Consider the following 22800-nt stretch of genomic DNA (forward strand, 5'->3'; position numbering starts at 1 on the left):
GTTAACGCTTGGCTGCGGATGTACCGGCATAAGCCCAATGGCACATTTGTTTCGGGCCAGTCTCTTCTGCGCCACGCCCCCCCGTGGCGTTCAATTCAATATAGTGTCGAACAAACAAGGCGGTCGCGCGCGTAGGCACAGGCACAACTGGCCCGAAACAAATGCAGGAGCAGCCTTGTGCTGCGAAGCGCCGCGCGGGCGGCGCTCGATCTCACAGGCGGCGCAAGGCTATAGGCGAACACCCCGACCCACCCAAAACCCTCAAGGCGAGCACCTGACCGCCCCACAAAGGTCCATAATCCCCCCTTAATCCGCCCACGGTGCAATACCCGCCACACCACACTTGGAGCCCCACCATGCACGTTCTGCTCTGCGAGGACGACGACCTGATCGCCGCCGGCATCTGCGCCGGCCTTACCGCCCAGGGCCTGACCGTGGACCGGGTGGGTAACGCCGCCGCTGCGCGGGCGATGCTGCAGGCCGCGCAGTTCGACGTGATGATCCTCGACCTCGGCCTGCCCGACGAAGACGGCCTCAAGCTGCTGCGCCGCCTGCGTCAGCAGGGTGTGGACCTGCCAGTGCTGGTGCTCACTGCCCGCGATGCCGTCACCGACCGCGTCGATGGCCTGCAGGCCGGCGCCGATGACTACCTGCTCAAACCGTTCGACCTGCGTGAGCTGGCTGCTCGCCTGCACACCCTGTTGCGGCGGGTGGCCGGGCGGGCGGTGAATGCGATCGAGCACGGCCCGCTGCGCTATGACCCGAGCAGCTGCGAGGCGACCCTGGCCGGCCAGCACGTTGACCTGTCGCGCCGCGAACAGGCGCTGTTGCAGGCGCTGCTGCAGAACCCCGGGCGGGTGCTGTCCAGCGAGCAACTGAAAGACTGCGTGTACGGCTTCAGCGACGAAGTCGAGAGCAACGCCCTGAACGTGCACATTCATCACCTGCGCCGCAAGCTGGGTAACGGCATCGTCGAGACCGTGCGTGGCCTGGGTTACCGGCTGGGCCCGGCACAGGCACCTGAAGAGGCCGCCTCATGAGCCTGCGGGTACGCCTGAGCCTGATTCTGGGCAGCGCCTTCGTGATCATCTGGGCGCTGGCCGCGGCGTGGATGCTGCGGGACTTGCGCCAGCAGATGATGTTTTCCCTCGACCAGCGCCTGGTGGCGTCGGCGCGCATGGTCGCCGGCCTGATCGACCAGCTGCCGCAACCGTTGACCGCCAAGGGCGAAGAGGCGCACTTTTCCGCCGACCAGTTCAGTGTGCCGGACGGCATGGCCTGCCAGGTCAGCTCGCTGCGTGGCGAGATCCTTGCCAGCAATCACAAGCACGATGGCACGATGGACGACGAGCGCAGCGGCTTCCGTGACCAGACCATCGACGGCGCATTGTGGCGCTCCTTCACCTATAACCACGGCGATGTGCGCATCACCACGGCCGACCGGCACATGGAGCGCGAGGCGCTGAACCAGTCGATCCTGCTGGCGGCTTCGGCACCCGTGTTGATGGCCTTGCTCGGCAGCTTGGGGCTGTTGTGGATCGGCCTGGGCAAGGGCCTGGAGCCGCTCAACCGCATGCGCGACGCCTTGCGCCGCAGGCGCGCGGACAGTGTCGAGCCGTTGCAGGTGGCGGGCATGCCCAGCGAGTTGCAGCCCTTGCTGGAGACCCAGAACCAGCTGTTCCTGCGGATTGCCCAGACCATCGAGCGCGAGCGGCGCCTGACCGACGATGCCGCGCACGAACTGCGCAGTCCGCTGACCGCAATCAAGACCCACCTGCAGGTCGCACGCATGACCGATGGCGCGGTGCGCGAGCAGGCGCTGGAGCATGCCGAGCAGGGTACCGACCGCATGCACCGCACGCTGGAGCAGTTGCTGATGCTGGCGCGGGTGGAAGGCAGCCTGTCGTTCGAGGATGGCGTGCAGTGCAGCGCGGAGCAGGTGGCCCGCCAAGCCGTGCAGGACGCTGGTGGGGGTGATAACCGGCGCATCGTCTTGCGTTTGCCCGAGGAGGCCACGCAGATTTACCTGGGCATGCCCGCACCGTTGGCAGTGGCAGCGCTGCGCAACTTGCTGGATAACGCCCTGCGCCATGGCGGCGAAGCGGCCGTTGAGCTGGAAGTACAGATGGCCGACGGCCAGGTGGGGTTCATGGTGCGTGACCATGGACCGGGGATTGCCGAAGGCGACCTTGAGCACCTGACCGAGCGTTTCTGGCGTAATGGGCACAGTGGTGGCTGTGGGTTGGGGTTGGCGATTGTGCAGGCAATCGTGCAGCGCTGTGCCGGTAGCCTGAGGTTCGACAGCCGCAGTGATGGGCTGCGGGTGCTGTTGCAGGTGCCGGCGCGCTCGGCCAGTTGACCTTCAATGCCTGTGCCGGCCTCTTCGCGGGCTTGCCCGCTCCCACAGGTATTGCTCATGGCCTGAAGTGCATGCGGTCCTTGTGGGAGCGGGCGAGCCCGCGAAGGGGCCGGCACAGGTGAAGTAAAATCCAGTAACAACTGCTAAATCCTCCCCGCACTCAAGCGTTTTCCAAGCGATAACTGCCCATTCGCTTGCTTGCGAGGATTCACCCATGTCCACCGCTTCCAGCCTTGCCCAGGTCGCCCCGGCCAGCGTGCCGCAACCCTTGTACGAATTCACCGACTCCCCTTTGCTGCAACGCCAGCAACAGCAGGAGTCCAACGCCCGCAGCTACCCACGTCGTATCCCGCTGGCACTCAAGCGTGCCCGGGGTATCTATGTGGAAGACGTCGAGGGCCGCCAGTTCATCGACTGCCTGGCCGGGGCTGGCACCCTGGCCCTGGGCCATAACCACCCGGTGGTGATCGAGGCGATCCAGCGTGTGCTGGCTGACGAGCTGCCACTGCACACCCTGGACCTGACCACCCCGGTCAAGGACCGCTTCGTCCAGGACCTGTTCGGCATCCTGCCCGAAGCGTTTCGCCGCGAGGCCAAGGTGCAGTTCTGCGGCCCGACCGGCACCGATGCCGTGGAAGCAGCGCTCAAGCTGGTGCGTGGCGCCACCGGGCGCAGCACCGTGCTGGCGTTCCATGGCGCTTATCACGGCATGAGCCAGGGCGCGTTGAGCCTGATGGGCAGCAACGGCCCCAAGCAGCCGCTGGGTGCGCTGCTGAGCAGTGGCGTGCAGTTCATGCCGTATCCCTATGATTACCGCTGCCCATTCGGCCTGGGCGGCGAAGCCGGGGTCAAGGCCAACCTCCATTACCTGGAAAACCTGCTGCTCGACCCGGAAAGCGGGGTGCCCTTGCCGGCGGCGGTCATCCTTGAGGTGGTGCAAGGTGAGGGCGGGGTCATCCCGGCCGATATCGAATGGTTGAAGGGTGTGCGCCGGATCACTGAGCAGGCCGGCGTGGCGCTGATAATCGATGAGATCCAGAGCGGCTTTGCCCGCACCGGGCGCATGTTCGCCTTCGAGCATGCCGGCATCGTGCCGGACGTGGTCACGTTGTCCAAGGCCATTGGCGGCAGCCTGCCGCTGGCGGTGGTGGTGTATCGCGACTGGCTGGATACCTGGAAGCCAGGCGCGCATGCCGGCACCTTCCGTGGCAACCAGATGGCCATGGCGGCGGGCTCGGCGGTGATCAACTACCTGGTCGATCACCGCCTGGGTGAGCATGCCGAGGCTATGGGACAGCGCTTGCGTCAGCATCTGCTGCAGCTGCAGCGCGATTACCCGCAGCTGGGTGATGTGCGCGGGCGTGGCCTGATGCTTGGGGTTGAGCTGGTGGACCCGCAGGGCAAGCTGGATGCCTTGGGCCACCCGGTAGCCAACCGTGAGCTGGCGGCCAAGGTGCAGCGTGAGTGCCTCAAGCGCGGGCTGATCCTTGAGCTCGGCGGGCGGCATGGTGCTGTGGTGCGTTTCCTGCCGCCGTTGATCATCAGCGGCGAGCAGGTCGATGAAGTGGCACAGCGTTTTGCCGAGGCGTTGATCGCGGCAGTCTGACCAATAGCCGGGGCCGCTTTGCGGCCCCGGCTATCTCAAGTCAATCGAAGGTCCGGCCAGCCCGCCAATAGCCCATCAAGGTCAGGCACTCGCGCGGCAAGCCGCGCTCCTTTATCAGGTAGCGGCGAATATCCATCACCGTGGCCGATTCCCCCGCCACCCAGGCATGAAACGCACTGTCGGCGCTGCTGGCCTGCTCCCACAGTATCCGCGTGTCAATATCCACGTCTTCCAGCTTTACCCGCCGCGTGGCTTGCCCCTGTGGCAGGCTGGCCAGTTCGCGCACCGCATGCTGCATGGCCTCACCCTGTTTGCAATTGAGCAATTCGCGCGGCAGCCAGTGAAGGTGGGTAGCGCTGCCGTGGCGCATGGGCAGGCAGTCAGCCTCCAGCGGCACCTCGATGAACGCCTGCACCGTCAACCCGGGCTGGTTATCGGCCAGTTGCTCAAGAATGCCGGCAATCGCCGGCAGCGCCGTTTCGTCACCGACCAGCAGTACGTTGCGCATGCCTTGCGGCGGCTTCCATTCATAGCCCCCGGGGTCGCCTTCATAGGCCAGGTTGGGGGCTACCATCTGCAAGCCGTCGCCCACCTGCGCGTGGGTGGCCCAAGCCGAGGCGGGGCTGTTGACCCCGTGCAGCACGAAATCGACATCCACCTCCAGCGCCTCGCGGCGTAGGGCGCGGATGGTGTAGGTGCGCATCGGCGGGCGTTGGGCTGGCGGCAAGGCGCTGTGTGCGGCCTTCCAGTGCAGGTCGTTGCTCAGGTTGGGCAGTGAACCATCGGCTGCGGGAAACAGTAGCTTGATCCGTTGGTCTGGCGCCAAGGTGGTCATTTCATCGACATCCGGGCCGGTGAATACCAGTCGCGTGAGTGAAGGGCTGAGCGCGATCCGCTGCTTCAGTTGTACATCGAAGAGCCGATAGCTGGGCTGTTTGCCGGTGAGCGCTTGAGTGACCCGCTTGCGCAGGTTGTTGGCCAGGGTGGAGAGCATCGCGAGGGCCGCCTTCTGGAGAATGGGTATGACGTTGAGACGAGTTGCCCGCGTGGCGATTTAACCCCGCAGCCCGGGCGCTCGCCAGTGGCCGGGGCTTTGGCTAAATCAGCTCGCGGTTGTTTCGTCTTTGAGGGATGACTGGGCCCTGTGGTCCCGCTTCCTATCGCTAAGGACGCATTGCATGAATGCCGAAAACTCGTTGAAACTCGCTCGCCGCTTTATCGAACTGCCGCCGGAGAAACGCCGTTTGTTCCTGGCCGGGCTACAGGCAGAGGGCATCGACTTCTCCTTGTTTCCGATCCCTGCCGATGTAGCCTGCGATGACCGCGACGGGTTGTCCTATGCCCAGCGACGCATGTCGTTTCTCTGGCAGCTGGACCCGCAAGGCGCTGCCTACAACCTGCCCATGGCCGTGCGCCTGAAGGGCAAGCTCGACCGGCCGGCCCTGCAGCAGGCGTTCGACCGCCTGGTTGCGCGCCACGAAAGCCTGCGTACGCGCCTGCGCGCCCAGGGCGATCATTTGTACCAGGAAGTCCTCCCGGCACAGGCGGTCGCCATCGTTGAGCAGGACCTCACTGCCTTGGCGGCGGCACAACGCGAAGCCCGTGTCGCCGCTCTGGCCGAAGCCGAAGCGCAGGCACCTTTCAACCTGCTGCAAGGGCCGCTGCTGCGGGTGAACCTGCTGCAACTGGCCGCCGACGAGCACGTGTTGCTGCTGACCCTGCACCACATCGTTGCCGACGGCTGGTCGCTGAACGTACTGATCGACGAGTTCGTGCGCCTGTACGACGCCGCCTGCCAGGGCAGCGAGGCGAACCTGCCGGCGCTGCCCATCCAGTACCGCGATTATGCGCTGTGGCAACGCAGCTGGCTGGAAGCCGGTGAGCAAGCGCGTCAGCTGAGCTACTGGCGCGACAAGCTGGGCGATGATCATGCCGTGCTGGAGCTGCCGTTCGATCACCCGCGTGTTGGCGCGCCGAGCCATCGTGGGGCGCGCCGTGAGCTGCAGGTAGACCCGGCGCTTGCCGAGCGCCTGAAGGCGTTGGCCAGCGCCCAGGGGGTCACCTTGTTCATGGTGCTGCTGGCATCGTTCAAGCTGCTGCTGCAACGCTACAGCGGCCAGCGCGCGATCCGTGTCGGCGTTCCGGTCGCCAACCGTCACCGCACCGAAGTAGAGGGGTTGATCGGCTGCTTCATCAACACTCAGGTGCTGCATACCGATATCGACCCGCTCATGAACGTGAGCCAGCTGCTCGGCCGGGTCAAGGACACCGCCCTGGGCGCCCAAGCGCACCAGGACCTGCCGTTCGAGCGCCTGGTCGAGGCGCTGGAGCTGGATCGCAGCAGCGCGCAAAGCCCGTTGTTTCAAGTGTTGTTCAACCACCAGGCGGCCATCGCCGACGCCGGTCAGATTCGTCTCGGCAGCGGGCTGACACTGGAAAAAGTCGCCCTGGACAAGCACAGCGCCCGCTTCGACCTTGCCCTTGATACCTATGAAAGTGCCGGGCGCCTGCACGCCGTATTCACCTACGCGCTGGATGTCTTCGAAGAAGCCACGATCACTGCGTTCGGTGAGGACTGGCTGCGCCTGCTCGACGGGCTGACCCAAGCGTCTGCAACTGCGGTCGGTGAGCTGCCTTTGGCGACCCGGGCGGCGCACGCGGTGGAGTGGCAGGCTGCCGGGGCAGCAGAACCCGACGTTTGCATCCATCACCTGATCGAATCGGCCGCTGACCGCAACCCGCAGGGCCTGGCGGCAAGCGGCGACGCCGGTCAGATCAGCCATGCCACTTTGCAGGCGCGCTCCGATGCCCTGGCCCAGGCGCTGCTGGATCGCGGCGTGCAGGTGGACCAGCGGGTCGGCGTGGTCGCCGACCGCTCCTGCGAGATGCTCATCGGCATCCTGGCCGTGCTCAAGGCCGGTGCCGCCTACCTCCCGCTGGACCCTGAACAGCCTCAGGCGCGCATCGACTTCATGCTTGCTGACAGCGCGGTCAAGTGGGTGCTGGGCCGAGCGGGGCAGATCAGCCTGCCGGAAGGCGTGGCAGCAGTCGACGTGGAGGGCGAGTACCCCTTGGTCTCGGCGCCCAGGGTGGCGGTGCATGCCGACAACCTTGCCTACGTCATCTACACCTCCGGCACCACCGGCAAGCCCAAGGGCGTCGCGGTCAGCCATGGCGCCCTGGTCAACTACGTGCGCGGCGTCAGCAAACGCCTGCCAATGGGCCAGATCGGCAGCCTGGCGATGGTCACCACGCCGGCGGCTGACCTTGGCCACACCATGCTCTTCGGTGCCCTGTGCCACGGCAAGACCCTGCACATGCTGGCCAAAGAGACTGTGCTCGATGCCGAGGCCTTCGCCGCCTATCTGCAAGCGCATGCCATCGACGCACTGAAGATCGTCCCCTCGCACTTGCAGGCCATGCTTGCCGCAGGCGCTGCGGCCTTGCCACGGCGCTGCCTGGTGGTTGGCGGCGAAGCCTGCAGTACGGCGCTTCTGGGCCGGATCAAGGCGTTGGCGCCCGGCCTCGACGTGATCAACCACTATGGCCCTACCGAAACCACAGTGGGCGTGCTTACCCATACCCTGCAGGATCGGCCGCTGCTCGGTCAGCCGCTGCAAAACCTGCGCACCCACGTACTGGACAGCTGCCTGCAGCCCGTCCCCGGCACGGCCAGGGGCGAGCTGTATATTGCCGGTGCAGGTCTGGCGCGTGGCTACCTCGGCCAGGCGGCGCTGACCGCCGAGCGCTTCGTGCCCGACGCCAATGGCAGCGCAGGTGCGAGGATGTACCGGACCGGCGACTGGGTACGCCTGAACGCTGATGGCGAACGGGTCTTCGCCGGGCGTATTGATGGCCAGGTGAAGATCCGTGGCTACCGCGTCGAACTGGCCGAAATCGATGCCTGCCTGCGACAGTTGCCGGGGATCGAAAACGCCGTGGTGCGCGTGGTAGGTGAAGGCGCCGATCGGCAGCTGGCCGCCTACCTGGTACCGCAACACTGGGCTGCACAGGAAGAGGCACGCCAGGGCGTGGTCGACGGCATTCGCGCGGCGCTGAAACTGGCCCTGCCTGAGCACCTGGTGCCGCAGTACCTGATGCTGCTGGAGCGCCTGCCGGTAACCCTCAACGGCAAGGTCGACGTCAAGGCATTGCCTGAACCGGTCGCTGTCACCGCCCTTTACCGCGCGCCCGAGACCGCACTGCAGCAACAGGTCGCGGCCATCTGGGCCGACGTGCTGCAACAGGCCCAGGTAGGCCTCGACGACAACTTCTTCGCCTTGGGCGGGCATTCGTTGCTGGCGACCCAGGTGGTTTCGCGGATCAGGCAGCAGTTGCGCCTGGACGTGGCCTTGCGGGTGCTGTTCGACACTGCCGACCTGTGCGCCTTCGCCGAGGCCCTGCAAGGGCTGGAGCAGGTTGCAGGGGGCGAGATCCGGGCGCTGGAACGCACCGGGCCGCTGCAGGTTTCGCATGCCCAGTACCGCCAGTGGATGTTCTGGAAGCTGCACCCGCAGAGCACCGCCTACAACACCCCCTTGGCCATCCGCTTGCAAGGGGAGGTCGACCGGTCGGCCCTTCAAGCCGCGTTCGACGCGCTGGTGATGCGTCACGAATCTCTGCGCACGGTGTTCGAAGAGCACGATGGCATCCCCCAGCAGCGCATCCTGCCGGCTGCGTCGCTGCCAATCGAATACCATGACCTCGGCGCGGCGGACGGCGGGGCGCTGCGCCAGCGGATCGAAGACGAAGCGCTCACCCCATTCGATCTCGAACAGGGCCCGCTGATCCGGGTCAAACTGTTCCAGGCAGGCCCGCTGGAGCAGCAGGAGCAGGTGCTGACGGTGCTGCTGCACCACATTGTCTCGGACGGCTGGTCCATGAGCGTCATGGTTCGCGAGCTGGCCGCCGCCTACAACGCCCACGCCACCGGGCAGCGGCTGGAACCCCATGCGCTGGCGGTGCAATACGCCGATTACGCCGCCTGGCAGCGCGAACGCCTGGCCGCAGGCGAGCTGCAGGCCCAGCTGGCATTCTGGAAAGCCACCCTGGAAGACGATTTTGCCGTCCTTGAGCTGCCGTCCGACCGTATCCGTCCCCAGGTGCAAAGTTACCGCGGGGGGCGCGTGGATGTGCTCCTGCCTGCCGCCCTTACGGCCGACCTGCAGGGCCTGGCAGTTGCCGCCAATGCCACGCTGTTCCATGTCTTCCTGGCGTCGTTCGCATTGCTGCTGTCGCGCTACAGCGGGCGCGAAAAGCTCAACATCGGTATCCCGGTGACCAACCGCAATCGCCTTGAGCTGGAAGGCCTGATCGGGTTCTTCGTCAACACGCTGGTCGCTCGCGTGGATGTCGACCCGTTGCAGTCCTTCAAGGGCTTGTTGCTGGGGGTCAAGGAAACCACCCTGCAGGCTCAGGCGAACAAGGACATCCCCTTCGATGTGCTGGTGGAAGAGCTCAAGCCTGAGCGGGGGTTGGGCCACAACCCACTGTTCCAGGTCATGTACAACCACTTGAGTAGCCTTGGCGAGCGGGTCTCTGGCGACAGCGTGCAAGGCCTGAGTGTCACGGAAGTCGACCTGGTCGAGCACACCACGCAGTTCGACCTCTCTCTGGACACCCTTGAACGCAGCGACGGGGTGCTTGCTTCCTTCGGCTATGCATCGGACCTGTTCGACGTCGAGCGTATCGAGCGCCTGGCATCGGTCTGGGTCAACCTGCTGGGTGCACTGGTCAGCGCGGCGACATTGCCGGTCGCCGAGCTGGCGCTGCTCACGCCAGCCCAGCACAAGCGGGTGCTTGAAACCGGCGACCAGCCCCCTTTGCGTTTCGCCGAAGACCTTGGCGTGCATCAGCTGTTCGAGGCACAGGTGCTGCGCGCACCGCAGGCCACGGCACTGGTGCTCGATGACCAGACCCTGACCTACCAGGCACTCAACCGCCGCGCCAACCAGCTGGCGCACAAGCTGCGCGAACTTGGCGTGGGGCCTGACATGCGTGTCGGCATCGCCGTGGAGCGCAGCCTGGACATGGTGGTAGGCCTGCTGGGTATCCTCAAGGCCGGTGGTGCCTACGTGCCGCTCGACCCGCAATACCCGCAGGAACGCTTGCGTTTCATGATGCAGGACAGCGGCATTCACCTGCTCCTGACCCAGCCTCACCTGACACCGACGCTGCCGATTTCACCCGCAGTGGCCTGCCTGGAAATGCAGGCGGATGAGCAGTGGCTGGGCAATTGCAGCGCAGACAACCCGGTGAGCCTGACCGTCGCCGACAACCTTGCCTATGTGATCTACACCTCTGGCTCCACCGGCAAGCCCAAGGGTGTGGCTGTCGCCCATCGTGAGCTGTCGGTGTTCTGCAGCGTGGCCGCCGACTATTCGCGGCTCGACGCCAGTGACCGGGTGTTGCAGTTCGCCACGGTCAACTTCGATGGCTTCGTCGAGCAGCTTTACCCGGCATTGTGCTGCGGTGCCCGGGTGGTCATGCGTGGGCCGCAGCTATGGGACATCGAGACCCTGAAGCAGGCCATCGTCACCCACGGCATCACCGTGGCCGACCTGACCACCGCCTACTGGCGCATGCTGGCTGCAGAAAAGCTGCCGGCCGGCGCCTGCGCCTCGCTGCGTCAGGTGCACGTGGGCGGCGAAGCCATGCCGATGGAAAGCCTCGGCGACTGGTACGCCAGCGGTCTGCAGCAGGTTCGTCTGCTCAATACCTACGGGCCTACCGAAGCCACCGTGGTCACCACCGTGCAGGACTGTGCCGGTTTGCAGCCCGGCGCTGGTGGCAAGGCCATCGTGCCGATCGGCCGTGCAGTGGGCGGCAGGCTGACCTACGTCTGTGACGATGGCCTTGCCCTGGCCCCGGCCGGCTGGGTGAACGAACTGCTGATCGGCGGGCGCGGCTGCCTCGCCCGCGGCTATTTCAACCGCCCGGCGTTGACCGCCGAGCGGTTCATTCCCGACCCGTTCGACCCGGTCGGCGGCGGCCGCCTGTACCGCACCGGCGACCTGGCGAGCTACCGTGCTGATGGTGTAATCGACTATGTCGGCCGTATCGACCATCAAGTCAAGATTCGCGGCCTGCGCATCGAGCTGGGCGAGATCGAAGCGCGGCTGCAAGAGCATGCCAAGGTGCGCGAGGCACAGGTGATCGACATCGACGGGCCTACCGGCAAGCAGTTGGTGGGCTACTTGGTGATCGAGGGCGGCCTTGAACAGCAGGATGCGCTGCGCACTGACCTGGCCAGCCACCTCAAGGCGGCATTGCCGGACTACATGGTCCCGGCGCACCTGATGTTCCTCGGCGAATTGCCGCTGACGCCGAATGGCAAGCTGGACCGCAAGGCACTGCCAAGGCCCGACCTGAACCTTGACCAGCCTGCCTATGTGCCGCCGCGCAGTGAGCGCGAACAGCAGATTGCGGCCATCTGGGCCCAGGTCCTCAAGGTTGAGCGCATCGGCCTTACCGATCATTTCTTCGAACTGGGCGGGCACTCGTTGCTGGCCACTCAGGTGACCTCGCGCATCCGCCAGGCCCTGGGCCTTGAAATACCCCTGCGCACGCTCTTCGAAGCCCCGGTGCTGGCTGATTTCGTCGCGTTGACAGGGCAGGGTACGCAGGCGCCCGCGCCGGCATTGCTGCCGGTGGACCGTACGCAGCCACTGGCCTTGTCCTACGCCCAGCAGCGCCAGTGGTTCTTCTGGCAGATGGCCCCTGAAAGCACCGCCTACAACATGGCCACGGTGCTGCGGCTGCGCGGCAATCTGGCCGAGGATGCCTTGCGCCTGAGCTTTGAAGCGCTGATCGCGCGACACGAGACCCTGCGTACCACCTTCCGCCAGGCAGGCGACCATGCCCTGCAAGTGATTCACCCGGCGCAGCCATTCAACCTGGCAAGCGAGCGGGTTGACCTTGGCGCGGGTAAGCAACAGGCAGCGCTGCTCAAGCGCCTGGTAGAGGCAGAGACCCAGCGCCCCTTCGACCTGGAGCACGGGCCGTTGCTGCGGGTGAAGCTGCTGCGCGTGGCCGAGGATGACCATGTGCTGATACTGACCTTGCACCATATCATCTCCGATGGCTGGTCGATGCCGGTGATGGTCGATGAGCTGGTGCAACTGTACGAAGGGCTGCGCACCGGGCAACCGGTCGAGCTGGCTGGGCTGCCTGTGCAGTACGCCGACTACGCGGTATGGCAGCGGCAGTGGATGGAGGCCGGTGAGCGAGAGCGCCAACTGGACTACTGGAAGGCCCAGCTGGGCGACCGCCAACCGGTGCTCGAACTGCCCGCCGACCGCCCGCGCCCGGCTAACCAGGACTTTGCCGGCGCCAGTTTCGCCATCGACCTGGACCGCGACCTGGTGCACGCGCTCAAGGCATTGGCCCAACAGCAGGGCGTCAGCCTGTTCATGCTGCTGCTGGCCAGTTTCCAGACCTTGCTGCACCGCTATTCGGGGCAGGACGACATCCGCGTCGGGGTGCCGATCGCCAACCGCAACCGCCTGGAAACCGAGCGCCTGATCGGCTTCTTCGTCAACACCCAGGTGCTCAAGGCCGAATTCGACCTGCACACCACCTTCAGCCAGTTGCTCGAACAGACCCGCCAGACTGCCCTGGCGGCCCAGGGGCATCAGGATCTGCCGTTCGAGCAGTTGGTCGAGGCCCTGCACCCCGAACGCAGCCTGAGCCACAGCCCGCTGTTCCAGGCACTTTACAATCACCAGACCGAGCTGCGCGGGCAGGCGCGCAGTTTGCCCGGGCTAGAAGTCGAAGGCCTGGCCTGGGAGCGTTATACCGCTCAGTTCGACCTCACCCTGGACACCTTCGAGCATGCCGAAGGCCTGGGTGCCTCGCTGGTATACGCCACGTCGCTGTTCGATCGCCCGCGCATCGAGGCACTGGCGCAGCACTGGTGCAACCTGCTGGCCGATATCGTGCGTCAACCCGATCAGCGCGTCGCCGAGCTGGCGATGCTGGGCAGCCAGGAGCGCGAGCATTTGCTGGCGACGTGGGACCAGACCGGCGACGACCACCCGGACGACCGTTTCGTCCACCAACTGTTTGCCGACCAGGTCGCCCGTGCGCCCGAGGCCGTGGCCATCCGTTTCGACGACCAGCGGCTGAGCTACAGTCAGCTCGATGCCCAGGCCAACCGCCTGGCGCGCCGCCTGGTCGAGCTAGGTGTCGGCCCCGAGGTCAGGGTCGTCATCGCCATGCGCCGCTCCACCGAGATCATGGTGGCGTTCCTGGCGGTGCTCAAGGCCGGCGGCGTGTATGTGCCGCTGGACATCGCCTACCCGCAGGACCGCCTGCGCTACATGATGCAGGACTGCGCCGCGGCGTTGGTGCTGACCCAGAGCGATGTGCTGGGCAGCCTGCCGATCCCTGAAGGCTTGCCGACGCTGGCGGTGGACTTGCCGGCCGCCTGGCAGCAAGGCCCGGACACGGCACCTGAAGTGGCGCTGGACAAGCACAACCTTGCCTATGTGATCTACACCTCGGGCTCGACCGGCATGCCCAAGGGCGTGGCAGTGGCGCATGGGCCGTTGGCCTCGCACATCCTGGCCAACGGTGAACGCTATGCAACCGGCCCGCAGGATTGCGAGCTGCACTTCATGTCCTTCGCCTTTGATGGCGCCCATGAGGCGTGGATGCACCTGCTGATCAACGGCGCCAGTGTGCTGGTGCGCGACGACAGCCTGTGGCTGCCCGAGCAGGCCTACGCCGAGATGCACCGGCATGGCGTGACGATTGCGGTGTTCCCGCCGGTGTATCTGCAACAGTTGGCCGAGCATGCCCTGCGCGTGGGCAACCCGCCGCCGGTGCGCATCTACTGCTTTGGCGGTGATGCGGTACCGCAAGCCGGCTACGAGCTGGCCTGGCAGGCCCTGCGCCCGCAATACATCTTCAACGGCTACGGGCCGACCGAAACCGTGGTCACGCCGTTGCTCTGGCGCGCATCGCCAGGCGATGCCTGCGGTGCGGCCTACGCGCCTATCGGCCGCCTGGTCGGGCGTCGCCGCAGTTATGTGCTCGACGCGAGCCTCAACCTGGTGCCGTTGGGTCACAGTGGCGAGCTGTTCCTTGGCGGGCTGTGCGTGGCGCGTGGCTACCTCGACCGCCCTGGGCTGACCGCCGAGCGCTTCGTTCCCGACCCGTTCGCCGCCAACGGCGAGCGCGTCTACCGCAGCGGTGACCTGACCCGCAGCCGGGCCGACGGCGTGGTCGACTACCTGGGGCGTATCGACCACCAGGTGAAGATCCGCGGCTTCCGCATCGAGCTTGGTGAGATCGAGGCGCGCTTGCAGGGTCACCCCGCAGTGCGTGAAAGCGTGGTCATCGACATCCAGGGCCCTGGCGGCAAACAGTTGGCTGCGTATCTGGTCTGCGCGGACGTGCAGGCCGATGACCTGCAGGGGCAGAGCCTGCTGCGCGGTGAGCTGCGCGAGCACCTCAAGGCAAGCTTGCCGGACTACATGGTGCCCACCCACCTGGTGTTCCTCGACACCTTGCCGCTCACGCCCAATGGCAAGCTGGACCGCAAGGGCTTGCCCAAGCCCGACGTCAGTCAATTGCAGCAGGTGTACGTCGCACCTCGCAGCGCACTGGAACAGACCATTGCCGGGATCTGGGCAGATGTACTGAAAGTCGACAAAGTGGGGCTGACCGACAACTTCTTCGAACTGGGCGGTGATTCGATCATTTCGATCCAGGTGGTCAGCCGCGCGCGCCAAGCGGGTATCCGCTTCACCCCCAAAGAGCTGTTCCAGCACCAGACCGTGCAAGGGCTGGCCGCAGTTGCCAGGCAAGGGGACGACGGCGGCTTGCTGATCGAACAGGGGCCTGCCACTGGCCAGAACCTGCTGCTGCCGATCCAGCAATCGTTCTTCGAACAGGACATTGCCCAGCGCCACCACTGGAACCAGGCGCTGCTGCTCAAGGCCGGTCAGGCACTCGACAGCCAGGCACTGGAACAGGCCCTGCAGGCCCTGGTGATCCACCATGACGCCTTGCGCCTGCGCTTTGACCAGGCAGAGGGCGAGTGGACGGCCCACTACGGTTCACCCGAGACACAACAGGGCCTGCTGCGGCAGGTCACGGTGGCCGATGCTCAGGCACTGGAAGCGTTGTGCGATGAGGTGCAAGGCAGCCTCGATCTGCAGCGCGGGCCTTTGCTGCGGGCATTGCTGGCGACCCTGGCAGATGGCAGTCAGCGCTTGTTGCTGGCGATTCATCACCTGGTGGTGGACGGGGTTTCGTGGCGGGTACTGCTCGAAGACCTGCAAACGGCCTACCGCCAATTGCACGCTGGCCAGCCACTCGACCTGCCCGGCAAAACCAGCGCAACCCAGGCGTGGGCCGGGCACCTGCAGGCCTACGCACGCAGCGACGCGTTGCAGGCGCAGTTGGCTTACTGGCAGGCGCAACTGGGCGGGGTTGATGCAGACCTGCCTTGCGATAACCCGGGTGGCTCGTTGCACGGCATGCATGTTGGCACTGCCCGCACCCGCCTCGACGCTGCCTGTACCCGCCAACTGTTGCAACAGGCGCCTGCCGCCTACCGCACGCAGGTCAACGACCTGCTGCTGACCGCGCTGGCGCGCGTCATCGCCCGCTGGACCCAGCGCAGCGACGTGCTTGTGCAGTTGGAGGGGCATGGTCGCGAAGACCTGTTCGATACCGTCGACCTGACGCGGACCGTGGGCTGGTTCACCAGCGTGTTCCCGGTACGGCTGAGCCCGGAACTGACCCTTGATGAGTCGATCAAGCGGATCAAGGAGCAACTGCGGGCGATCCCGGACAAAGGCATCGGCTACGGCGCCCTGCGTTATCTGGGCGATGACCAGGCGCGCGCGGCCCTGGCGCAATTGCCAACCCCGCGCATCACTTTCAACTACTTGGGGCAGTTCGACGGTAGCTTCACCGCTGCCTCCGGCGCCGATGCCCCGGCATTCCTGGTGCCTGCCGAAGAAAGCGCTGGCGCCAGCCAGAGCAGCGAGGCGCCGCTGGACAACTGGTTGTCGATCAACGGCCAGGTGTATGCCGGTGAGTTGAGCCTGGAGTGGACTTACAGCCGCGACATGTTCGCCGCCGACACGGTGCAGCACCTTGCCGATCAGTTTGCCGCGGAGCTCAATGCAGTGGTCGAGCATTGCCTGGAAGATGGCCAGGCGGGGTTGACCCCTTCGGACGTGCCGCTGGCCGGGCTGACCCAGGCGCAGCTGGACAGCTTGCCGATCGCAGCGGTGCAGGTCGAAGACCTTTATCCGCTCGCGCCCATGCAGCAAGGCATGCTGTTCCACAGCCTGTTCGAGCAAGGCGGCGGGCATTACATCAACCAGATGCGCGTCGACGTCAAAGGCCTCGATGTGCCGCGGTTCAGGCTCGCCTGGCAGGCCGCTGTCGACCGCCATGAAGTGCTGCGGGCCAACTTCGTCACCTGCTTCGAGTCCCCTCTGCAAGTGATCCGCAAGCAGCTCGAACTGCCGTTTACGCACCTGGACTGGGTGGGCATCGCCGAGCAGGGTGCGGCCCTGGACAGCTGGGCCGAAGCAGACCTGCGCAAGGGCTTCGACCTGCAGCATGATCCTTTGCTGCGCTTGGCGGTGATTCGTACCGATGACGAAACCTGCCATCTGGTCTTCACCAGCCACCACATCCTGATGGATGGCTGGAGCAATGCGCAGTTACTCGGTGAAGTGCTGCAGGCCTATGCGGGGCTGCCGAACGGTGGGCTGACGGGCCGCTACCGCGACTACATCGAGTGGCTGCACCGCCAGGATCCCGTGCAGGCCCAGGCCTTCTGGCAGCAGCAGTTGCAGGACCTGAATGAACCCACGCGCCTGGCGCTGGCCATGCGTCAGGACAAAGCCCGGCTGGGCACGGGCTACGGCGAACACCAGCAGCGCTTGAGCGAGCAGCAGACGCAGGCGCTGGGTGCCTTTGCCCGGCAGCAGCGAGTGACCGTCAACACCCTGGTGCAGGCGGCATGGCTACTGCTGCTGCAGCGTTACACCGGGCAATCGTGCGTGAGCTTCGGCGCGACAGTGTCGGGTCGGCCGGCGGAGTTGCGCGGCGTCGAGCAACAGCTTGGGCTGTTCATCAACACCCTGCCGGTGGTCGCCAGCCCCCGTCCGCAGCAGCGCGTGGCGCAGTGGGTGCAGCAGTTGCAGGCGCAGAACCTGGCGTTGCGCGAATACGAGCACAGCCCTTTGTACGACATCCAGCGTTGGGCCGGGTCGGGCGGGGAAGGGTTATTCGATACCTTGCTGGTGTTTGAAAACTACCCGGTTGGCGAGGCGTTGCAGCAGAGCGCGCCTGCCGGGCTTGTGTTCGGCAACGTGCACGGCCATGAGCAGTCGAGCGTGCCGCTGACCCTGGCGATCGGCGCCGGTGCTCAGTTGTCGGTGCACTACAGCTACGACCGTGAGTGTTTCACCGAGGAAAGCATTGCGCAGATCGCGCGTCACTTCGGCACGCTGTTGCAGGCGCTGATCGAGGATGCGCAGCAGGTAGTCGCCCGACTGCCTTTGCTTGAAGCACAAGAACGGCAGGCAATCATCCATGACTGGAATCGGGCGCCTGTTGTTCATCATCCCGATCAATGTCTGCACCAACTGATCGAAACTCAGGCTGCGCGTACGCCGCAGGCCATTGCCGTGGTGGCGGGTGAGCGGACACTCAGCTACAGCCAGCTCAATCTGCGTGCCAACCAACTGGCTCACAAGCTGCGAGAGCAGGGCGTAGGGCCGGATGTACTGGTGGGCCTCGCTGTGGATCGGAGTCTGGAAATGGTCATCGGGCTTCTGGGTATCCTCAAGGCCGGCGGCGCCTATGTGCCGCTGGATCCTGAATATCCAGAGGATCGCCTGGCCTACATGATGAGCGACAGCGGTATTCGCCTGTTGCTGACCCAGTCACATCTGCTCGCCCGCTTGCCGCTCCCCGAGGATGTCGAGCCGCTGCTTCTGGAGCCACTCCCGGGCTACAGCGAAGCCAACCCGATCAACTTCACGCAACCGGCAAACCTGGCTTACGTGATCTATACCTCAGGGTCCACCGGCAAGCCCAAAGGCACCTTGCTGCCCCATCACAACGTTGTGCGCCTGTTCCAGGCAACCCAGGACTGGTTCCGGTTCGACAGCCAGGATGTCTGGAGTGTCTTCCACTCCTATGCGTTCGATTTCTCGGTCTGGGAACTGTTCGGTGCGCTGGTGCATGGGGCCAAGGCAGTGATCGTGCCCAAGGACGTGGCCCGATCGCCGGCGGACTTCCACGCGCTACTGATTCGTGAGCAGGTCACGGTACTCAACCAGACACCTTCGGCGTTCAAGCAACTCATCCCGCACGCCTGCGCACGGCCGCAGGGGCAGGCCGACCTTGCCTTGCGCTACATCGTGTTCGGTGGCGAAGCGCTGGATGTCGGGAGCCTGGCACCATGGTTCAACCACTTTGGCGACCACCAGCCGACCTTGATCAACATGTATGGCATCACTGAAACCACGGTGCACGTCACTTACCGACCCGTGCGCCGCGAAGATCTGCAGCGTGAGGGCGTAAGCCCTATTGGTGAAGTAATCCCGGATCAGTCGTTGTACCTGCTGGATGCCGACTTCGACATTGCTGCTCCCGGATGTCATGGCGAACTGCACGTTGGTCACGCCGGGCTTGCCCGAGGCTATCACCGGCGTGCGGCGCTTACGGCGGAGCGGTTCGTACCCGACCCGTTCGATGATAGCGAGCAAGGGGGTGGTCGCCTCTACCGCACCAGCGATCTGGCACGGTATCGCTTCCAGGGTGCGGTCGAGTACGCCGGTCGTATCGACCATCAGGTGAAGATCCGCGGTTTCCGTATCGAGCTTGGCGAGATCGAGACCAGGCTGAAGGAGCATTCGCAAATCCTCGAAGCGGTGGTGCTCGCCATGGACGGCCCGAGCGGTACGCAACTGGTTGCCTACCTGATCCCTGCCCAGGCGCCCACGGCAGCATTGCGCGAGAGCCTGCGCGAGCACCTTAAGGCGACGCTGCCAGAGCATATGGTGCCCGCGCACCAGGTGTTCCTGGAAACACTCCCCCTTACGGCAAACGGCAAGCTTGATCGACGCGCCTTGCCTGCCCCTGATGCCACGCAGTTGCAGCAGTTGTTCGTCGCCCCGCAGAGCCCGCTCGAGCAGGACGTTGCGGCGATCTGGGCTGACGTGCTGAAGCTGGAAAGGGTCGGGATGAGCGACAACTTCTTCGAGCTGGGCGGGCATTCGCTGCTGGCAGTCCAGGCTACCCAGCGCGTGCAGTTGCTGCTGGGCCTGGAGGTGCCTCTGGCGGCCCTGTTCGGTGCTGGACGGTTGGCGGACTACGTGGCGGCGATGGCTGAGCTGGCGCCTGCCAGCGCGGCGGATGTCGATGAATTGAGTGATTTCCTGGCAGAACTGGAGAGTGTTTGAAATGATGGCCCAGAACATCGAGCTGGTAAAACGGTTCCTGCATCTGCCACTGCAGCAGCGCAAGCAATTCTTTGAAAAGATGCAGTCCAAGGGCATGAGCTTCGCTCGGCTGCCTATCCCGCAGATACGCGACGAATGGGGCGCCATCGGTCTGTCGTACGCCCAGCGGCGGCAGTGGTTCCTCTGGCAGTTCGAGCCGCAAAGCGCGGCCTACAACATCAGCATGGCCCTGCGTTTCAAGGGCACCCTGGACCCAGCGTTGCTGCAGCGCAGCCTCGAAGACCTGGTGCGCCGCCATGAAAGCTTGCGTACCGCTTTTGCCCAGGACGGCGAGCAGCCTGTGCAGGTCGTTGCTGCTCAAGTACAGGTGGAGGTTGTGCGGGAGCCCTTTGCAGAGGCGCCGGTTGCTGATTTCGCCGAGCGCCTGAAGCTGCGCATCGAACAAGAGGCCGATCAGCCGTTCGATCTGGGGCAGGCGCCCCTGTGGCGGGTGAGGCTGCTGCAGGTGAACGAGGCCGATCATGTGCTGATCCTGGTCATGCACCATATCGTCTCCGATGGCTGGTCGATGCCGATACTGCTGGACGAGTGGATCCGCAGCTACGAAGGCCATCGCCTCGGCCAACCGGCGGCGTTGCCGGCACTGCCGATCCAGTATGCCGACTATGCCATCTGGCAGCGCCAGTGCCTGGAAGCGGGCGAGCTGGAACGCCAGCTGGCGTACTGGGAGGCCGAGCTGGGGGGTGAGCAGCCGGTGCTGGAGCTGCCGCTCGACCACCCGCGCCCGGCCTTGCAAAACCGGGCAGGTGCAAGCCTTGCTATCAACCTGGACGATGCACTCTGTGCCGGTCTCAAGCAGATGGCGCGTGACCGTGGGGTGACATTGTTCATGCTGCTGCTGGCCAGCTACCAGATCTTGCTGCACCGCTACAGCGGGCAGAACGATATCCGTGTCGGCATACCCACGGCCAACCGCAACCGGATGGAAACCGAAGGCCTGATCGGCTTCTTCGTCAACACTCAGGTGCTCAAGGCCGACTTTGACCTGGGCACCACCTTTACCGACTTGCTCGAACAGACCCATCGACGCGTCACGGGCGCCCAGGCCCATCAGGACCTGCCGTTCGAGCAACTGGTCGAAGCCTTGCAGCCCGAGCGCAGCCTCAGCCATAGCCCGCTGTTCCAGGTCATGTACAACCATCAGACCGAAGCCCGCGGGCAAGGTCGGCAGCTGCCTGGGCTGGCCGTCGAGACGCTGGACTGGGAACGCAGCACTGCGCAGTTCGACCTGACCCTGGAAACCGTGGAGCACGAGGCCGGGATCGCAGCATCGCTGACCTACGCCACCGCACTGTTCGATGCAGCCACCATCGCCCAGCTTGCCGGGCACTGGCAGGACTTGCTGGCCGCCATGGTCGCCCAGCCGCAGCAGCGTATCGCCGAGCTGCCGTTGCTGAATGCCGCTCAGCAGCAACAGGTGGTCCACGACTGGAACCGCACCCACGCCGACTATCCGCTCGACCAGTGCCTGCAACAGCTGATCGAAGCGCAGGTGGCCGCCACCCCGGACGCGCCGGCGCTGGTCTTTGCCGAGCAGGTGCTGAGCTATCGTCAACTGAACCAGCGCGCCAACCAGCTGGCGCACAAACTGCGCGAGCAGGGCGTAGGCCCGGACGTGTTGGTCGGCATTGCCGCCGAGCGCAGCGTGGAGATGGTCATCGGCCTGCTGGGCATCCTCAAGGCCGGTGGCGCCTATGTGCCGCTGGACCCGGAATACCCCGCCGAGCGCCTGGCCTACATGATGCAGGACAGCGGCATCCGCCTGCTGCTGACGCAAGCCCACCTGCTTGCGCAATTGCCAGTGCCCGAGGGCGTGCAGCCGCTGCTGCTTGAGCCGCTGCCGGGCTACAGCGACGCCGACCCGGTGCACCACACCAGCCCGGGCAACCTGGCCTACGTGATCTACACCTCCGGCTCAACCGGGCGCCCCAAGGGCGCCGGCAACAGCCACCGCGCCCTGGTCAACCGCCTGTGCTGGATGCAGCAGGCCTATGGCCTGGGCGCCGGTGACACGGTGCTGCAGAAGACCCCGTTCAGTTTCGACGTGTCGGTGTGGGAGTTCTTCTGGCCGCTGCTGGTCGGTGCACGCCTGGCCGTGGCGCAACCGGGCGAGCACCGCGACCCGGAGCGCCTGGTCGAGGTGATCCGGCAATACGCGGTGACCACGCTGCACTTCGTGCCGTCGATGCTGCAGGCGTTCATGGGCAGCGCCGAAGTCGAGCGCTGCAGCAGCCTCAAGCGGGTGGTGTGCAGCGGCGAAGCCTTGCCGGCAGAACTGGCGCAACAGACCCTGGCGCGGCTGCCCGGCGCCCAGTTGTACAACCTCTATGGCCCGACCGAAGCGGCCATCGACGTCACCCACTGGACCTGCCGCAAAGGCAGTGACAGCGGTGTGCCGATCGGCCGGCCGATCGACAACCTGAAAACGCACATCCTTGGCGCCGGGCTGCAGAGTGTCGCCCCGCGCGCCGCCGGTGAGCTGTACCTGGGTGGCGTGGGCCTGGCCCGTGGCTATCACCGGCGCCCGGCGCTGACTGCAGAACGCTTTGTCCCGGACCCGTTCGACAGCAGCGCCGAGGGCGGCGGCCGCCTGTACCGCACCGGCGACCTGGCGCGTTACCGGGCCGACGGGGTGATCGACTACAAGGGCCGCCTCGACCACCAGGTGAAGATCCGCGGCTTGCGCATCGAGTTGGGCGAAATCGAGACGCGCCTGCTGGAGCACCCGCAGGTGCGTGAGGCCGTGGTGCTGGACATCGACGGGCCGGCGGGCAAGCAGCTGGCCGCGTACCTGGTGGTGGCCGGCGACACCCCGGCCGATGCGCAGCAGCAGAACGCGCTGCGCAGCGATTTGCGCGAGCACCTGAGGCTCGGGCTGGCCGACTTCATGGTCCCGACCCACCTGTTGTTCCTGGAATGCCTGCCTGTAACCGCTAACGGCAAGCTGGACCGCAAAGCCCTGCCCAAGCCCGACGCGAGCGTGCTGCAGGACAGCTACGTGGCCCCACGCAGCGCACTGGAGCAACAGATCGCGGCGATCTGGGCAGACGTGCTGAAACTCGAAAAGGTGGGCCTGAGCGACGGCTTCTTCGCCCTGGGTGGCCATTCGCTGTCCGCCACCCAGGTGATCGTGCGGGTTCGCGAGGCTACAGGCATCGATGCGACCTTGAAGGAGCTGTTTGAAAATCCCCTGTTGGCGGACTTCTCCCTTCGCCTCGAAGAGAAAAATCAGCAAATCGACCCGATTCAGGCAGAACTGGCTAAATCGCTGGAGGCGCTCAAACGTCTAACCACGGAGGAAATTGATGAACTGATTTCATAGGGGATACATC

At 65.3% G+C, this 22800-nt stretch carries 6 protein-coding genes; 5 read left to right on the forward strand and 1 reads right to left on the reverse strand.

Annotated elements, in window-relative coordinates; genetic code table 11:
* The first annotated feature begins 356 nt into the window (after positions 1-356).
* From P0Y58_10630 to P0Y58_10640, 3 genes are all read left to right on the forward strand, one after another.
* Complete coding sequence (locus P0Y58_10630) at positions 357-1040, forward strand: response regulator transcription factor (protein WEK32619.1); 684 nt, start codon at positions 357-359, stop codon at positions 1038-1040.
* The gene (locus P0Y58_10635; protein WEK32620.1) at positions 1037-2359 is read left to right on the forward strand and encodes an ATP-binding protein; all 1323 of its coding nucleotides are present in this window, start codon (positions 1037-1039) and stop codon (positions 2357-2359) included. The genes P0Y58_10630 and P0Y58_10635 overlap by 4 nt, the downstream gene beginning before the upstream one ends.
* Before the next feature lie 214 nt (positions 2360-2573).
* On the forward strand, positions 2574-3965 hold the full coding sequence (locus P0Y58_10640) for an aspartate aminotransferase family protein (protein WEK32621.1): 1392 nt from the start codon (positions 2574-2576) through the stop codon (positions 3963-3965).
* A gap of 40 nt (positions 3966-4005) precedes the next feature.
* On the opposite strand, the gene P0Y58_10645 is transcribed toward P0Y58_10640, so the two are convergent.
* Complete coding sequence (locus P0Y58_10645) at positions 4006-4959, reverse strand: siderophore-interacting protein (protein ID WEK32622.1); 954 nt, start codon at positions 4957-4959, stop codon at positions 4006-4008.
* A 184-nt stretch (positions 4960-5143) separates the two neighbouring features.
* Between P0Y58_10645 and P0Y58_10650 the strand changes: the two genes are divergently transcribed.
* Both P0Y58_10650 and P0Y58_10655 read left to right on the forward strand, forming a co-directional pair.
* Positions 5144-19408 (forward strand): non-ribosomal peptide synthase/polyketide synthase, encoded by a 14265-nt coding sequence (locus tag P0Y58_10650; GenBank protein ID WEK32623.1) that lies wholly within the window; start codon positions 5144-5146, stop codon positions 19406-19408.
* Position 19409: 1 nt separating this feature from the next.
* Positions 19410-22790, forward strand: a complete 3381-nt coding sequence (locus P0Y58_10655) for an amino acid adenylation domain-containing protein (GenBank protein WEK32624.1) — start codon at positions 19410-19412, stop codon at positions 22788-22790.
* Positions 22791-22800: the final 10 nt, after the last annotated feature.

Source organism: Candidatus Pseudomonas phytovorans, from assembly GCA_029202525.1.
Taxonomy (GTDB): domain Bacteria; phylum Pseudomonadota; class Gammaproteobacteria; order Pseudomonadales; family Pseudomonadaceae; genus Aquipseudomonas; species Aquipseudomonas phytovorans.

Excerpts from the sequence above, each read along its gene's own strand:
- P0Y58_10630 (WEK32619.1), top strand. The coding sequence starts at position 357 with ATGCACGTTCTGCTCTGCGAGGACGACGACCTGATCGCCGCCGGCATC.
- P0Y58_10635 (WEK32620.1), top strand. The coding sequence starts at position 1,037 with ATGAGCCTGCGGGTACGCCTGAGCCTGATTCTGGGCAGCGCCTTCGTG.
- P0Y58_10640 (WEK32621.1), top strand. The coding sequence starts at position 2,574 with ATGTCCACCGCTTCCAGCCTTGCCCAGGTCGCCCCGGCCAGCGTGCCG.
- P0Y58_10645 (WEK32622.1), bottom strand. The coding sequence starts at position 4,959 with ATGCTCTCCACCCTGGCCAACAACCTGCGCAAGCGGGTCACTCAAGCG.
- P0Y58_10650 (WEK32623.1), top strand. The coding sequence starts at position 5,144 with ATGAATGCCGAAAACTCGTTGAAACTCGCTCGCCGCTTTATCGAACTG.
- P0Y58_10655 (WEK32624.1), top strand. The coding sequence starts at position 19,410 with ATGATGGCCCAGAACATCGAGCTGGTAAAACGGTTCCTGCATCTGCCA.